This window comes from Pumilibacter muris (assembly GCF_943193045.1).
Taxonomy (GTDB): Bacteria; Bacillota; Clostridia; order Christensenellales; family Pumilibacteraceae; genus Pumilibacter; species Pumilibacter muris.
The window spans coordinates 202,610-217,045 of sequence record NZ_CALPCN010000001.1; the positions used below are offsets into that span (position 1 = coordinate 202,610).

The following is a 14,436-nucleotide window of genomic DNA, read 5'->3' on the forward strand; positions in this document are numbered from 1 at the left end:
ATGCGTTATATAAACAAAGAATACGGGTTTGCGTTCCGCCCTCCGTTTAACGATAAGTTCTACGAAGAAAAGAGGGAAGGTCCCGAAATAACCGACGAAAACTATCCTTGCAGATATTTGCAAGGGGTGGGATACGATTACGCCGCAATAAACGGCGCAATGCTCGTTGGAAAGTACGGTTCGATGTGGGGCATAAAAGTTTGCTGTTTCGACGGCAAAAAGTGGCTCGATAACGACGATTTTGTGAATAACCTAAGCGCGAGTTGCGCCAACACCGCCGACGGTAGCTTTGCGCATTTTGCGAGCGGCGCGCTTAGCGCGAAATGGGTTAAACATAACGAACAAAGCATAATACTTCAAGTTTCGGCGCGCAAAAAGCTTCGTGTCAGAGTTATTTTTTATCCTTTTTACACGGCGTTCAGCGAACTAAGCATAGAGGATTCGCACGTTCAGGGAAGATGCCCTTACGTTGCCGTCATTCCGGGCAATATCGCGCTTAGCGACGCGAACGCGGTATATACCGACAGATATTTGGCGGTTGCCGATTCCGAACCCGAGCGCGAATATTTTATGGCGCAAAGCTTTAATAAGCCGAGCGACAGCGCCAACGGAGCGTTTAACGAAGCCATAATGGAATTCGTTATAAACAAAAACCAGCCGAGCGTTTACGTTTACGCGGCTGTGGGCGACGAGAAAATATTTTCTTCCGACGTTCCTCGCATGGATAAAATAATAAGCCAAATAGAGACGGCGGAGCTGAGGTACGGCGTAAATAAAACTATGGGCACGGGAATACTCGGCGCGCCCGCCGAACGTATGCTAAATTCGGTGCTTTGGTCGCGCATATATTATCCGTATCTTTTAACCGAAATTTATTCACCTCAGCGTTCGGTGCTCAACAGTCATTTCGATATAAGAGGTCTCGAAGAAAATTGTTGCGCGGTGTTGGGGTGCCTTACGGGTATAGACAAAGCTACAAATCAACTTAATTACACTATCGAAGACAAAGTTATGGCGTCGCTCGCGGTGTGGCATGTGCTTGCTCATTCGCCGGAAAAAACCGAAATGTTGAAGCTATACAACAAGCTTGCCGACTTGTATCCGCCCGACCCCCGTCCCGTTGTATGCGGTTCCGACAAGAAAGAAGTTGCATACAAATGGACGGATTCGCCGCTTAAAGAAAAGTACAACACAATGCAAATGTACAGTTTGGATTTAACGTGCTTAAAACTTTTGTCTTTCGATATATTAGAGAGGATTTGTTATATGTCGGGGCTTACCAACGAAGAACGTTATGCGAAAGCCCGTCGCGACCTTGTGCAGGTGATAAACGACATATTTTGGAACGATGAAGAGGGAATATATATGGAGCGGTACGTTACGGGGCAGTGGGCGCACAGCTACGGCGCAAATAGCTTTTATCCGCTCATAGCCGGCGCTGTCGACACTCCGCAAAAATTGGGCGCGCTCATCTGCAATCTTACCGACACAGCGCGTTTTTGGGGCAATTATATAATTCCCACTCTAAGCATAAACAACCGAGAATACGGGCAAAAGGGGAAGCCGACGAACAACGGGCATCGCAATCCGCCGTTTTTGCAATATCGCGGCAGTATAGTGCCGTATGTAAATTATATAATATATCACGGATTGTGCCGCTACGGTTTAGACGAAATCGCGGGTATGGTGGCGTATAAATCCGCGCGACTTTGGCAGAACAACGAAAACGACAACGTGGAAAACTATTCCTTGTATCTTCCGAACGGAAAACGCTATAAATCCAAAGAATATCTTTCCGCGCACGGCAACATGCTTGCAATGATAGGCTTGCAGGAATTGCTCGATTTGGAGTATTTCCGTCCCGACTTAAAAACGAACTCGTTGCGTTTCGGCACGTTTGTGGAGGGAAACCATTCGCTTTCTAACCTTAGAATGCTCGGACGCTCTTACAGCATAGAAGTGAACGATTTGCAAACCACTTTGATTGTTGACGACGTCAGCATTTTTCGCGGCGAGGGCGGCAAATTCGTTGTGAGAAACTTTTTGGATTCGAGCGGCGGGTGCGAATTTATGATAGACGCGCACGCTAACGTTACCGTGCATTTGAACATGCCTTGCGACGATAAAAAAAGTACGGTAAAATACTTTTTTATAGTGCCTGTGGGGCGGTCTAAGGTGGTTGCCGATAACGGAATGGTGAATATTCAACCTGTGTAACGTTTGTTTTAAAATTTGTTTGAAAGCGCAAAAAAAGCTACCGTATTATTTCAGACGGTAGCTTTTATATTTACGCAAGGCGCCGATATATCACATAAAAGTTTTATGCGGCGCCTTTTTTCGTTGTTCGGTAAGACAAAAGTCTTAATTTTCGGATAATAGGGCGTCGTTTTTATTCGGTAGAAGTTAAAAAATTTTGTGAAAAATCTTTGCCTTGTAATAATAGAATGCACGGCAAACGAACGTTTTATTCGCTTGCCGTGCATTTTTTTTGCTATATTACTTATTTTTTGTTACGGCTTAATACATTCCGCCCATGCCGCCTGCGGGAGCTGCGGGCTCGGGTTCGGGAATATCCGCAACAACGCTTTCGGTGGTGAGGAAGGTTGCTGCCACGCTCGCCGCGTTTTGAAGAGCGGAGCGCGTAACCTTAGTCGGGTCGATAATGCCTTTGGCAACAACGTCGCAATATTCGTCTTTAAGAGCGTCGTAGCCGTAGTTGGCTTTTTTAGACGAAAGAATGGTGTTCACCACAACGCCTCCGTCTACGCCCGCATTGTGCGCGATTTGACGGATAGGCTCTTCGAGGGCTTTAAGCACAATAGTAGCACCCGTTTTTTCGTCGCCCGCAAGGGTTTCAACATGTTTTTTAATAGCGGGTACTGCGCCGAGAAGAGCAACGCCGCCGCCGGGCACCATGCCTTCTTCAACTGCCGCGCGGGTTGCCGCGAGAGCGTCTTCTATGCGGAGTTTCTTTTCTTTCATTTCCACTTCGGTAGCGGCGCCCACGTTGATTACCGCCACGCCGCCCGCAAGTTTAGCGAGGCGTTCGGCAAGCTTTTCTTTGTCGTAGTCGGAAGTGGTGGTTTCCATTTGAGCGCGAATTGATTTAATGCGCGCTTTAATGTCGGCGCTCTTGCCGTTGCCTTCCACAATAGTGGTGTTTTCTTTGTCTACTTTAACCTGCTTGGCTCTGCCGAGCATATCTACGGTTACGTCTTTAAATTCGATACCCGTTTCTTCGCTAATCACGGTGCCGCCTGTGAGAACTGCAATATCTTTGAGCATTTCCTTTCTGCGGTCGCCGAAGCCGGGCGCTTTAACCGCCACGCAGTTGAACGTTCCGCGAAGTTTGTTCACCACAAGAGTGGCAAGGGGTTCGCTCTCGATGTCGTCGGCAATAATAAGAAGTTTTGCGCCTTGATTAACGATTTGTTCGAGAACGGGGAGAATTTCTTGAATGGTGCTTATTTTGCGGTCGGTAATGAGAATCATAGGATTTTCAAGCACCGCTTCCATTTTATCTTGGTCGGTCACCATGTATGCCGAAGCATAACCTCTATCAAACTGCATGCCTTCCACAATGGAAAGGTTGGTGTCCATAGTTTTGCTTTCTTCAACAGTTATAACGCCGTCTTTGCCTACTTTTTGCATTGCTTCGGCTATAAGGCTACCAACGGTTTCGTCACTTGCCGAAATGCTTGCAACCTGTTGAATTTCCTTTTCGGATTCAACCGTTTTGGATATTGTTTTAAGGTGATTTACTGCAACCGCAGTTGCGGAAGCGATTCCTTTTTTGAGAATCATGGGGTTGGCGCCGGCGGCAACGTTTTTCAACCCTTCGCGTATGATAGCCTGAGCAAGCACGCAGGCGGTGGTAGTGCCGTCGCCCGCAACGTCGTTTGTTTTAGTGCTTACTTCGCGCACAAGTTGAGCGCCCATGTTTTCGAATTGGTCTTCGAGTTCGATTTCTTTGGCGATTGTCACGCCGTCGTTGGTGATGAGGGGGGCGCCGTATTTTTTGCCGAGCACCACGTTTCTGCCCTTAGGTCCGAGTGTGATTTTTACGGTGTTTGCAAGCGCGTTAACGCCCGCTTCGAGCGCTTTTCTTGCTTCTTCGCCCGTTTTGATTTGTTTTGCCATAATGGTTTCCTCCGAAAATTATTCTATAACGGCAAGAACGTCGCTCTGACGCATAATCGTGACTTCTTTGCCGTCGATTTTAAATTCGCTGCCCGCATACTTGGAATAAAGCACCTTGTCGCCGACTTTAACTTCCATTACCACTTCTTTGCCGTCAACGTTTCCGCCGGGTCCTACGGCAATAACTTTTGCCATTTGCGGCTTTTCTTGGTCTTTCGCAAGAAGCACTATGCCGCTTTTGGTCTTTTCTTCCGTGTCAACCGGTTCTATTACGATTCGGTCGAACAAAGGTCTGATTTTCATGATTTATATCCTCCTGAATAGATTATTAACACAAACATTAAATATAATAGCTTAAAAGACAAAAAATAGCAAGTATTTTTAAGGCGTTTGCCGCTCGTATTATATCGAAAAATATTTGCGACGAAACGGGGGTCGGTTTTAAGCTTGAAAGTATGTCAAAATCGTTTGACTTTCTTTGACCTTTGACTTTCGAGCATATTATAACGCCGTAAAATCGCGTTTGTCAAGGAATTTCAATAAATTTTTACAAATTTTTTTGCTTGGACGGGGGTAGGCACATTTTTGCTTGCAATAACCTTTTCGAATATGTTACAATATATATAAATTTTAAATTAGAAGAGGATTTGCGCAAATGAACGCGGATAAAAAATGGGATAAAAGATTTATGGAAGTGGCGGATTTGGTCGCTTCGTGGTCGAGCTGTTTTCAGGAGAATAGGCAGGTGGGCGCAGTAATCGCCCGCAATAAAAGAATACTCACAACGGGGTATAACGGAGCAAGCAGCGGAGTTAAAAGCTGCAAAGAGCGCGGAGTGTGCCTTAGGCGTGAATTGAACATTCCGTCGGGAACCCGCCATGAAGTGTGTTATGCCACCCATGCCGAACAAAACGCGATTATTCAAGCCGCGCGCATGGGGTTAAGCGTTGAGGGGGCTACGCTATATTGCACGCACCAACCTTGCGTAATCTGCGCAAAAATGATAATAAACAGCGGAATTTCGAGAATAGTGTACCGCGAAGGGTATCCCGACGAGTTTTCTTTGCAGCTTTTGGGCGAAGCGGGAGTGCAAATCGAAAAGTTTTCGGAGTGAGTTTTTAAACTGTGTTGTGGGGCTGAATAAGCTTAACTTACAAAAAACGTAAAAATAAATAAAAAATTTTTTGTAAACCCCTTGACAAATTCGAAAAGGGGGTTTATAATATGCTCGAAAGTCAAAGGTCAAAGAAAGTCAAACTTTTGAGACTGCCGACGAATTACTTGCCGTTGCCGTGCAATAATATAATTATGGCAATGCGCGGCTAAGGAGGGCATAATGGCAAATATAAGCGATTTAATAGAAGCGTTTTTGCTGAACACTCTCGGCGACGACGACAGCTTAAGTATTAGCCGTAACGAACTTGCGAACTATTTTTCATGCGCGCCGAGCCAAATAAATTATGTTTTAAGCACTCGGTTTACCCCCGAACGCGGCTATGCGATAGAATCGCGCAGAGGCGGGGGAGGATTTATTACGGTTGTGCGCATAAATCAGCCGCCGCATGAAATGCTCGAAGAGCTTATAGGGCATACGATAGCCGAAGGGCTTTCTTATAACAGGGCTTGTCAAATTCTCGACCGAATGGAGGCGGAAGAACTTTTGAGCGGAAACGAAGCGCAAATATTGAAAGTTGTGCTTTCAGACAAAGCGCTTGTTGCGCCGACGCTTGCCAAAGACGGTTTGCGCGCGAGTATTATGAAGTCCGTTTTGCTATACTTGCTTAAAATTACGGAAGACGGCGTTCAGCCGAGAAATTGAGTTTATATTATAAGTAGAAAGGGAGGTAAAAGATTTATGAAATGCGACGAATGCGGAAAACGCGAAGCTACTTTTCATTCCATAAAAAAAATTAACGGCGTAACAACCGAGCGACATTTGTGCGGCGAGTGCCAAAAAAAGTACGGCGGCAGTCTTATGAAAATATCGGGGCTCGGCAATCTTTTCGGGAGTTTGGGCGGATTTTTCGACGAGCCGCGTCTGTCGGCGCGCAACGATTTTATATGCCCGTCGTGCGGAACTACTGGCGACGAATTCCTTAAAACGGGATTTGTGGGGTGTTCTAACTGCTATAAAGAGTTCGCTCCCATTATTATGCCTGTCATAAGACGCATGCAAGGGGACGCGAGTCATGTGGGGAAAGTGCCTTTGGGTGTTGAAAACAGCGTTAGTATAGAATACGACCGACTTAAAAAAGAACTTGAAAAAGCGATTGAACTCGAAGAGTACGAGCAAGCGGGCATTATACGCGACAGAATGCGTCAGCTAAAAGGAGAATAAGGCTATGAACGGAAATTATAACGACGTTGTTGTAACGAGCAGAGTTCGTCTTGCACGCAATGCCGACGGATTGCCGTATCCTTACAAATTGAACGACGAGCGAGCTTTGTTGCTTGCGAAAAAGGTTTGCGACGCTGTGAATAAACATTCCGATTCCGTTTCGGATGAAAACGGCGACGGCGATTACGCGCTTTACCGTATGGAGTCGATTGACGATATAGACGGCGAGGTGTTACGCGAAAAACATTTAATAAGCGCGGATTTGTTGGAAAATAAAAAATACGGCGCCGCCATTATAAACGGCAGCGAAACGGTAAGTATTATGGTTGGAGAAGAGGACCATATACGCGAACAGTGTATTTTGCAAGGTTTCGACTTGCACGGCGCATATCGTAAAATAAACGCTGTTGACGACGATATTTCTAAATCGATAAAATTTGCCTACGATTCCAAACTCGGATATTTAACAAGCTGTCCTACTAATATCGGCACGGGCATGCGCGCTTCGGCAATGATGTTTTTGCCCGGTCTCGGCATTACGCGCAACCTCGAACAGTGCGTTGGCGCCGTTGCTCGGCTTAATATGACGATTCGCGGCGTATACGGCGAGGGGAGCGATGCCGACGGATATTTATATCAAATATCCAACCAAAAAACTTTGGGTGTGTCCGAACAGGAAATTCTCGGTTCAGTTCAAGCGTCGATAGGGCATATAGCCGACGCGGAATTGCATGCTCGCGAGCAACTTTTTAAAGAAAACGTTACCGCGATGAAAGACAGAATATTCCGTTCTTACGGGGTGCTTTGCAACGCTTACACGCTCGACAGCAAAGAGTTTATGAAATTGTTCGCTATGGTTAAACTCGGTGTGTTTTACGAGCTTTTTAAAGTTAGCGACGCCCAACGTTTTGAAAAACTTGTTACCGACGCTCAACCGGCAAATATACTTAATTTAAGCGGCAAACCGCTCGGCGAGGAAGAGCGCGACGCTTTTCGAGCGGCTTATGTTGCAAAAACTTTAAAAAGCATTTGCAAAAGATAGCATAAAAGCAATAAATTTTATAATTATGTCTGGCATAGTTTATAAAATTATTTAAAAATTATGTTCGGAGCGGTTGCGCTCCGAAAAGTGAAACGGCGGATAAGTTCCGCAGGAGGTAAATATTATGGCATTTCCCGTTTCGGAAAATATGAAAAAAGCGCTCGATAACGCGCGCGAAGTGGCGGTGCGTTTCAGCAGTCCTGTAATCGGCACCGAACACATGTTGTACGGATTGCTTACGGTTGAGAACAGTTTGGCAGGCAAACTGTTGCGCGACGGCGGTTTGGCGCCGCTGTTTCTTGAAATGTTGTTCGATAGTTCCGACCATGTGGCGGGTGTTAATCCCGACCTTACCGACCGTGTGCAAAACACTTTTATGGCGGCTCAACAAATAAGTCAGAGCAACGGCGGCACGTTCGTGGGCACCGAACATTTTTTATACAGTATGTTGCAAGATTCCACTTCGGTGGCATACGGAATAGTTTCTAAATATATGAACGTGAACGCGGTGTTGCAACGGCTCAGAATGGCTATAGGTTCGGGGCGTACCGACGCTTCGGGTACGTCGGCGGGCGGAGGAGCCGCTCTTCCGGCGCAACTTGCCGATTTGGGAATTGATATGACCCGGCGGGCGCGCGAGCATAAAATAGACCCCGTTATAGGGCGTAAAGAAGAAATCGAGCGGATTATACAAATTCTTTGCCGTAAAACAAAAAACAATCCTGTGCTTATAGGCGAGCCGGGAGTTGGCAAAAGCGCGGTTGTGGAAGGACTGTGCAATGCCATTGTGGAAGGAAACGTGCCCGAGCTTCTTAAAAACAAAATTGTTTTCAGCTTGGATTTGGGTTCTTTAATGGCGGGAACGAAATATCGCGGTTCTTTGGAGGAAAAGCTCAAAAACGCAATAGACCTTATTAAATCGCAACAAAATATTATAGTGTTTATAGACGAATTGCATACGCTCGCGCAAGCGGGAAGCAAAGACGGCGAAGTGTCGCCTGCTGATATTTTAAAGCCGTATCTTGCGCGCGGAGAAATGCAGACGATAGGGGCAACCACAACCGACGAATACCGCAAATTCATAGAAACGGATAAGGCGCTCGAAAGAAGATTTCAGCCTATCATAGTCGCGCCGCCTAGCGTGGACGACACAATAGAAATTTTGCGCGGACTTCGTGAAAATTACGAGGCTTTCCATAAAGTTAAAATTTCGGACGAGGCGCTTGTTGCTGCGGCAAAACTCAGCGACCGCTATATTATGGATAGGTTTTTACCCGATAAAGCTATCGACCTTATAGACGAAGCCATGAGCAAGGCGAAAGTTGGGAACAACACCGTGCCGGGCGGGGTTAAAGAGCTCGAAGAAGAATTGCGTTTGCTCGAAAGGAAGAAGCAAGAAGCTCTCGGACGCGAGGATTATAAAGCTGCAACCGAAATACGCGACCGCAAGAATGAAATCAACAAAAAAATCGAACAGTTGAAATTGAGTTGGAGCAAAGACGCCGAGCGCGGCGGGGTTGCAATCGGAACTGAGGAAATCGCCGAAGTTGTGAGTAAATGGACGAAAATTCCCGTTACGAAGCTCACCGAAACCGAAACCGAAAGGCTTGTTCACCTCGAAGAAATTTTGCATAAACGCGTTATAGGGCAAGACTCGGCAGTTGTAAGCGTTGCAAAAGCGATTCGCCGTGCCCGCGCGGGGTTAAAAGACGCTAACCGCCCTATAGGAACATTTTTGTTCTTAGGTCCTACCGGCGTAGGCAAAACGGAGCTTACGAAAGCTCTCGGCGAGGCTATGTTCGACGACGAAAACGCCGTAATTCGTCTCGATATGTCGGAATATATGGAATCGCATTCCGTAAGTAAGCTGATAGGCGCTCCTCCGGGATATGTAGGTTTTGACGACGGCGGGCAACTTACCGAACAGGTGCGCAGAAAGCCTTATTCGGTTGTTTTATTCGACGAAATAGAAAAAGCTCATCCCGACGTATATAACGCTTTGTTGCAAATTCTCGACGACGGAAGAATGACCGACAGTCAGGGCAGAGTGGTCAGTTTTAAAAACACTATTATAATTATGACGAGTAACGCGGGCGTTTCCGACCTAAAACAAAACAATCGCAGTCTCGGGTTTTCGTCGCAATCAACCGACGCGCCCGACGAAAAGCGCACCGAAGAAATTCTCACCGAAGCGTTGAAAAGGCATTTTAAACCCGAATTTTTAAACAGAATAGACGTTGTGAGCGTTTTCCACCACCTCAGCCGCGAAGATATAAAACGTATTGCCGTTATAATGCTCGGAAAGGTGGAAAAGTCGCTTGCGGAACGCGAGATATCGCTTAAACTCACCGACGGGGCTATGGACTTTATAACAAAGCGCGGCTACGACCCCGAATACGGAGCCCGTCCGCTTCGCCGTGTGATTGAGCAATATGTTGAAGATAACGTTGCCGAAGCGCTTTTGGCAGGCAACGTGCGCGACGGCGGTTCGGTTACGGTTGACATAAGTGCCGACGGGCAAGTGAAGATAAGCTGATATTTGACCGAAATATATGTTAAAAACCTCTATTATGCGTGTCATAATAGAGGTTTTTAAATACAAAATACAAATTTTTTTTCAATATTAGACATTAAATTTTAAAAACCCTATTTACATTTTTTGAATTTTATGTTACAATATAATCAAGGTACGAAAGTGCCAACAACATCTTAGGAGGACGAATTATGAGAATCGAGTTTTTAACAAAGACCTACACCCCCAGCGAAAAACTCAAAGACGTGATTACCAAAAAGGTTCAACGACTCGACAAGTTTTTTGAGGACGACACCAAAGTTAAAATACTGCTTAAAAAAGCTAACGACGTTGAAACGCTGGAGCTTACTATTGTGCTCGACAGCGCGGTTATGCGCGCCGAAGTGTCGAGCGGCAATATGTACGAAAATATAGACATTGCTTTGCCGAAGCTTGAAAAGCAAATTATTAAACACCGTTCTAAACTTATAGCAAAATCCAAAAAGGTGCGCTCCAAAGAGCTTGACGCGGCTTACGTTCCCGCAGCCGAAAAAGAGGAAACGCACGGAGTTGTTCGCAGCAAATCTTATGAGCTTACGCCCATGACGGTGGATGACGCAATAGAAGAACTTGAACTCGTGGGACACAGCTTCTACGTTTTCAGCAACAAGTCAACCAAAAAAGTGAACGTGTTATACAAACGTCACGACGGTGATTACGGTTTAATTGAAGCTTTGCCGTAAAAGAACGAAAAAGCCCGTTTGTTAATAAAGTATAAAAGAACCGTGAAAAAAGCGCAATTCCCATAGGGGATTAAAAAACTAAATTTAAAGAGTTGCACTTTCAAGCGATGAAAAAGAACAGGATTTCAAATCGAAGTCCTGTTTCTTTTTACAAATTTATTGCAACTGACTGACTAACTTTGTTACTTCTTCTTGCTATTCTATACTTGTCAAATGACAAAAATAAAAAATTCAAGGAGAAACAAAATGAAAAAAGTAGGCAAAATTTTGGCAAGTGCGCTTTGCGTTGCCACGTTGGTATGCGGAACACTCGGTGCAATGACGGGTTGCGGCAGTAAAAAAGAAAGCATTACCGTTTCGGGTTCGTCTTCCGTTACACCCATAATGGAAAAACTTGCGGCGGAATACGAAAAGACGCACGATATCCGTATAAAAATCAATGAGTCCGATTCGAGCACGGGCATTAAAGACGTACAAAACGGATTAAACGATTTCGGTATGGCTTCAAGAGATTTGACCGAAAAAGATACGGGCGTAAAAGGTTATACGCTCTGCATGGACGGAATCGCGCTTATCGTCAATAAGAGTTGCGATATAACGGACGTAAGCAAAGCGGACGTAAAAGCTCTTTACGAAAACGGCACGTCAATCCCCAACTCTTCCATTACCGCGGCAATCGGAAGGGAAGCTGGAAGCGGCACGCGCAAGGCGTTCGACGACCTTATGAAAATAGAAAAATATTTGTCGGGAACGAGCGATAAAGTCGTATCAGAAATCACTTCGACGGGCGGCGTAAAGACAACCATTGCAACCGCGACGAACAGTATAGGTTATATTTCCTACGGAAGTCTGGACGATACGGTTAAAGCGGTAAGTTTAGACGGTGTTGCTTGCACGGTGGAAAACATTATGAATAACACTTATGCTCTGCAACGTCCTTTCGTAATCGTACTCAAAGAAAACGGAACGCTGTCGGCGGCGGCACAAGGCTTTTACGACTATATTATGAGTGCGGAAGCTCAAACGGTTATAACGGGCGCGGGTTATATTTCGGTAAAGTGATATGACTACGCTAACAAAGATAAAAACGGCAAAGTTTTTTTCAAAGGAAAATATCGCAAAGGCAATATTTATAGCCCTTGCGGCATTTTCCATTCTTGCCGTGTTTACGATTATCGGTTATTTGCTTTATGCAAGCATACCCGCTTTTCGTGATATAGGTTTTTTCAAGTTTATTTTCGGTTCGGAATGGTCGGCAAAATCGGAAACTTTCGGAATATGGCGAATGATTGTCGGCACGTTCTTTCTTACCGTATGCGCCGTACTGCTCGGCGGTACGCTTGCTGTATTTACGGCGATTTGGCTTGTATTTTATTGCCCTAAACGACTGAAAAAGATATATACGCAGATAGTAAATTTGCTTGCGGGTATTCCGTCTATCGTGTACGGTCTGTTCGGGTATAAATTTTTAATGCCGCTACTCGTCGATATATTCCACCCGAATAATGCGGGTTTCGGACTTTTGGCGTGTACGCTTATTCTCTCGGTTATGATATTACCGACAATAACTTCCATAACCAAAAACAGTTTGGAAGCCGTACCTATGCACTACTACGAAGGCGCGCTTGCGCTCGGCTGTTCAAAAAATCAAGCGGTATGGAAAGTTTTGCTGCCCGCCGCAAAGAGCGGAATTATATCGGCAATCATACTCGGCATAGGTCGGGCAATCGGCGAAACAATGGCTGTTCAGATGATAGTGGGTAACGGTTCGGGTTATCCGTTCGGTGCGTTCGTGCCGTTTACCACGCTCACAAGCAATATCGTACAGAATTGGGGTTATGCAACGCCGTCCGAACAGTCTGCGCTTATTGCCGACGGGTTCGTATTACTGATTTTTATACTTATTCTCAATTTATGTCTTATGGCTGTAAAAAAGGACGGCAAGGGCGGCAATAAATTCTTCTCTCGTAGATTGAGAGAAAGCGATCAGAAAGATACGTTAAAAAGCTATCGTCGCACGGGTAGCGCTTGCGACGCGCTATGGATAGTTTCTTGGGTTATTTCTTTGCTGGTTGCGTTCGTTCTTGCATTTATCGTAATATTCGTTTTCGTAAAAGGCTTTCCGCATTTGAGTATTGATTTTATGTTCGGGGAAAGCGGTAACGCACACACGACGCTTGCGCCCGCTTTTGTATCAACTACAATGCTTATATGTCTTGCGCTGGTGCTTGCTTTGCCGCTCGGTGTAGGCGCGGCAATCTTTTTGAACGAGTATGCAAAGAAAGGAAGCATTTTCGTTAAAGTGATACGCTTGTTCGTCGATACGCTTGCCGGTATTCCGTCGATAATATTCGGGCTGTTCGGAATGGTATTCTTTGTAATCGGTATGAATATGGGCTATTCTCTATGGGCGGGCGGTATTACTTTGGCTCTTATCATTTTGCCGACGATTATACGCAGCACCGAACAAAGTTTATCGGAAGTGCCCGACAGTATGCGTGAAGCAAGTTACGCTCTCGGCGCGGGAAAACTGCGGACGATTTTCGTCGTCGTTCTGCCGCAGGCAATTACGGGAATTATAACGTCGATTATTCTTTCAATCGGAAGAATTGTAAACGAAAGCGCGGCTCTCATATTTACGGTGGGCTCGGCATCTACTTTTATTCCGCAAGGTTACGGTGATAGCGCGGCAAGTTTCGCCGTTCTCGTATGGAAGTTTATGAGTAACGGCTTGCAAGTAAACGAAGCCTACGCTACGGCAAGCATATTGCTTATATTCGTCATCATACTTAACTTACTCGTTTCACTTGTGGAATGGTTATTTAATCGGAGAAAAAAGATATGAAAAAACACATTATAGAGCAATTTGATTTGAGCGGCGATATTGCCGTTTCGGTCAAGGAAATGAATTTATACTACGGCTCGTTTCACGCGTTAAAAAGCATTTATATGGATTTTCCGAAAAATAAACTCACTGCTTTAATCGGTCCGAGCGGTTGCGGCAAATCCACGCTCATAAAATCGCTTAATAGAATGAACGATTTAATCGAAGGCTGTAAAATAACGGGTGAAATCAAAATCGGCAACACCGATGTTTACGCAAGGAAAACAGATTTGTCGCGCCTTCGGAAAAACGTGGGTATGGTATTCCAACGCCCCAACCCGCTTGCTATGAGTGTTTACGATAATATCGCATACGGTCCGCGCACGTTCGGAATACGCTCTAAAAGCGAATTGGACGGGATAGTTGAAAGCTCGCTCAAAGGCGCGGCTATGTGGGACGAAGTAAAAGATAGGTTGAATAAATCCGCGCTCGGTCTTTCGGGTGGTCAACAGCAAAGGCTTTGTATTGCCCGTGCGCTGTCCGTTGAGCCGCAAATTCTTTTAATGGACGAACCGACGAGTGCGCTCGATCCCATATCGACGGGTAAAATCGAAGAATTATGTATGGAACTCAAAAAGAATATGACTATTATTATGGTAACGCACAATATGCAGCAGGCGTTCAGAATAGCCGACTATACGGCGTACTTCCTTTTGGGCGAAATGATAGAAATGGACGAAACGAAAAAGTTGTTTGCTCATCCGCAGAACAAAAAAACAGACGATTATATCAACGGCAGATTTGGTTGATATTACAATTTTATTACAAGCGGCATAT

General features: G+C 45.4%; 12 protein-coding genes. 10 read left to right on the plus strand and 2 right to left on the minus strand.

What is annotated here, in order from left to right; all coding sequences use genetic code 11:
* Positions 1-2,217: an MGH1-like glycoside hydrolase domain-containing protein gene (locus NFR62_RS01105; RefSeq protein WP_251612365.1), complete on the plus strand. Its 2,217-nt coding sequence runs from the start codon at positions 1-3 to the stop codon at positions 2,215-2,217.
* Positions 2,218-2,517: 300 nt separating this feature from the next.
* Here the strand turns inward: NFR62_RS01105 and groL are convergent, their stop codons facing one another.
* Together groL and NFR62_RS01115 are read right to left on the minus strand one after the other, a co-directional pair.
* Complete coding sequence (gene groL, locus NFR62_RS01110) at positions 2,518-4,140, minus strand: chaperonin GroEL (protein WP_251612367.1); 1,623 nt, start codon at positions 4,138-4,140, stop codon at positions 2,518-2,520.
* 18 nt (positions 4,141-4,158) lie between these two features.
* Positions 4,159-4,443: a co-chaperone GroES gene (locus NFR62_RS01115; RefSeq protein WP_251612369.1), complete on the minus strand. Its 285-nt coding sequence runs from the start codon at positions 4,441-4,443 to the stop codon at positions 4,159-4,161.
* 352 nt (positions 4,444-4,795) lie between these two features.
* On the opposite strand from NFR62_RS01115, the gene NFR62_RS01120 reads away from it, so the two are divergent.
* The 9 genes from NFR62_RS01120 to pstB all read left to right on the plus strand — a co-directional run bounded on the left by NFR62_RS01120 (position 4,796) and on the right by pstB (position 14,408).
* The gene (locus NFR62_RS01120; RefSeq protein WP_251612372.1) at positions 4,796-5,254 is read left to right on the plus strand and encodes a deoxycytidylate deaminase; all 459 of its coding nucleotides are present in this window, start codon (positions 4,796-4,798) and stop codon (positions 5,252-5,254) included.
* A 222-nt stretch (positions 5,255-5,476) separates the two neighbouring features.
* Entirely contained in the window at positions 5,477-5,959 is a 483-nt protein-coding gene (locus NFR62_RS01125; RefSeq protein ID WP_251612374.1) for a CtsR family transcriptional regulator, read from the plus strand.
* A gap of 36 nt (positions 5,960-5,995) precedes the next feature.
* Positions 5,996-6,478 (plus strand): UvrB/UvrC motif-containing protein, encoded by a 483-nt coding sequence (locus tag NFR62_RS01130; protein WP_251612376.1) that lies wholly within the window; start codon positions 5,996-5,998, stop codon positions 6,476-6,478.
* 4 nt (positions 6,479-6,482) lie between these two features.
* On the plus strand, positions 6,483-7,520 hold the full coding sequence (locus NFR62_RS01135; RefSeq protein WP_251612378.1) for a protein arginine kinase: 1,038 nt from the start codon (positions 6,483-6,485) through the stop codon (positions 7,518-7,520).
* A 124-nt stretch (positions 7,521-7,644) separates the two neighbouring features.
* Entirely contained in the window at positions 7,645-10,056 is a 2,412-nt protein-coding gene (locus tag NFR62_RS01140) for an ATP-dependent Clp protease ATP-binding subunit (RefSeq protein ID WP_251612380.1), read from the plus strand.
* Positions 10,057-10,244: 188 nt separating this feature from the next.
* Complete coding sequence (gene hpf / locus NFR62_RS01145; RefSeq protein ID WP_251612383.1) at positions 10,245-10,775, plus strand: ribosome hibernation-promoting factor, HPF/YfiA family; 531 nt, start codon at positions 10,245-10,247, stop codon at positions 10,773-10,775.
* A gap of 246 nt (positions 10,776-11,021) precedes the next feature.
* A complete protein-coding gene (locus tag NFR62_RS01150) occupies positions 11,022-11,837 on the plus strand; it encodes a substrate-binding domain-containing protein (protein ID WP_251612385.1) in 816 nt (271 codons plus the stop codon).
* Position 11,838: 1 nt separating this feature from the next.
* A complete protein-coding gene (pstA, locus tag NFR62_RS01155; RefSeq protein ID WP_251612387.1) occupies positions 11,839-13,620 on the plus strand; it encodes a phosphate ABC transporter permease PstA in 1,782 nt (593 codons plus the stop codon).
* A complete protein-coding gene (gene pstB, locus NFR62_RS01160) occupies positions 13,617-14,408 on the plus strand; it encodes a phosphate ABC transporter ATP-binding protein PstB (RefSeq protein WP_251612390.1) in 792 nt (263 codons plus the stop codon). The genes pstA and pstB overlap by 4 nt, the downstream gene beginning before the upstream one ends.
* Positions 14,409-14,436 lie beyond the last annotated feature (28 nt).

Coding starts and splice junctions, on each gene's coding strand:
- NFR62_RS01105 (WP_251612365.1), top strand. CDS start 1: ATGCGTTATATAAACAAAGAATACGGGTTTGCGTTCCGCCCTCCGTTT.
- groL (WP_251612367.1), bottom strand. CDS start 4,140: ATGGCAAAACAAATCAAAACGGGCGAAGAAGCAAGAAAAGCGCTCGAA.
- NFR62_RS01115 (WP_251612369.1), bottom strand. CDS start 4,443: ATGAAAATCAGACCTTTGTTCGACCGAATCGTAATAGAACCGGTTGAC.
- NFR62_RS01120 (WP_251612372.1), top strand. CDS start 4,796: ATGAACGCGGATAAAAAATGGGATAAAAGATTTATGGAAGTGGCGGAT.
- NFR62_RS01125 (WP_251612374.1), top strand. CDS start 5,477: ATGGCAAATATAAGCGATTTAATAGAAGCGTTTTTGCTGAACACTCTC.
- NFR62_RS01130 (WP_251612376.1), top strand. CDS start 5,996: ATGAAATGCGACGAATGCGGAAAACGCGAAGCTACTTTTCATTCCATA.
- NFR62_RS01135 (WP_251612378.1), top strand. CDS start 6,483: ATGAACGGAAATTATAACGACGTTGTTGTAACGAGCAGAGTTCGTCTT.
- NFR62_RS01140 (WP_251612380.1), top strand. CDS start 7,645: ATGGCATTTCCCGTTTCGGAAAATATGAAAAAAGCGCTCGATAACGCG.
- hpf (WP_251612383.1), top strand. CDS start 10,245: ATGAGAATCGAGTTTTTAACAAAGACCTACACCCCCAGCGAAAAACTC.
- NFR62_RS01150 (WP_251612385.1), top strand. CDS start 11,022: ATGAAAAAAGTAGGCAAAATTTTGGCAAGTGCGCTTTGCGTTGCCACG.
- pstA (WP_251612387.1), top strand. CDS start 11,839: ATGACTACGCTAACAAAGATAAAAACGGCAAAGTTTTTTTCAAAGGAA.
- pstB (WP_251612390.1), top strand. CDS start 13,617: ATGAAAAAACACATTATAGAGCAATTTGATTTGAGCGGCGATATTGCC.